The organism is Alistipes sp. (genome assembly GCF_048465575.1).
In the GTDB taxonomy this organism is placed as follows: domain Bacteria; phylum Bacteroidota; class Bacteroidia; order Bacteroidales; family Rikenellaceae; genus Alistipes.
Genome location: NZ_DBFWLG010000001.1, coordinates 1 through 1,241, shown reverse-complemented (window position 1 = coordinate 1,241; position 1,241 = coordinate 1). Strand labels below are relative to the sequence as shown.

Below are 1,241 nucleotides of genomic sequence, written 5' to 3'. Positions count from 1 at the left end.
TTGCCCTCGTTCATCGCGTCGATAACGGCCTTGCGTGCCTTTTCGTTCTTGCACTCCTGTATGAAGCGAATCTCCGAGGAGGGAATGCCGTAATCCTCTATCAACTTGCGTTTGATCTCGCTGTACACGTTCCACTGTCCCGGCTGGAATGTCCCCAAATCCGAGAAGACGAACTGCGTGCCTTTCTGCGCGTCGTACTTGCGGTAGTATTCCGCAATCATCTTGGCACATTGGCTCGCCTTGTTGTCGGGGTGGTCTTCGTACAGTTCCCGGTCGATCAGCCGCATGTCGAGAGCCATTTTGCGGGCGTAGTCCGTAGCGATCAACATCTTGGCCTTATCCTCCGTTTCCGAGAGCGGTGCGCGTCCGAGGATGGTCGCGTCGCCCGACTGTGCGAACTGCATCAATTTCTGTATAAACTCCTCCTGCTGGGGCGTCGGTGGAATGTTGTGGAGTATCTCGTTCTTGTCCGGTCGATCCACGCCCACGTCCTCCGCCGTGCGGTAGTCGGTAATCTCGGAGTAGAACGCCGCCAGCTCCGGCACTTTGATAAAGTAGCGGAAGCGTTCTTTTTGGACGATGTTGTTCGTTACCGAGAACTCGAAATCCACGCTTTTCTTGGCGAAGATGGCCGCCCACGCATCGAACGAATTGATGTCCTGCCGCTCCAGCTCTTTCGGTCGCAGGTATTTGAACAGCAGGTACAACTCCGTCAGCGAGTTGCTGATCGTCGTACCGGAGAGGAACGTCGCACCCAAATCCTTGCCCGTGCGCTCCTGTATGGTACGGATGGCATAAAGCATATTGAGTGCCTTTTGGCTGCCGTCCTGATTGCCCAGCCCGGCCACGCGGTCGTGGCGGGTGTTGAACATCAGGTTTTTGAATTGGTGGCTTTCGTCCACAAAAATATGGTCAATGCCCATCTGCTTAAAATCCACCACGTCGTCCGTGCGCGACTTGATGGCGTGCGCGATGCTCTCCAACTTTACCGAAAGGTTGATTTTACGCTTTTCCAATCCCCGCAGCATCGCCCGCGAAATCTCCTTGCCCTGACTGCGCAACACCTCCAGATTCTCCTCGACGGTATCCAGCTCGGCTTGCAGGATGCGCTGCTGCAATTCGGGCGACTGCGGTATCTTGCCGAATTGGTCGTGCGACATGATGACACAATCGTAGTCGTTGTTCTTGATGTTGTTGAAGAACCGCACGCGGTTTTCGGGCGAAAAGTCCTTTTCCGAGGC

At 55.0% G+C, this 1,241-nt stretch carries 1 pseudogene; it reads right to left on the bottom strand.

The features are described from left to right. Positions 1-1,241, bottom strand: a pseudogene (locus ACMQ11_RS00005) (DNA methylase); the annotation flags it as partial.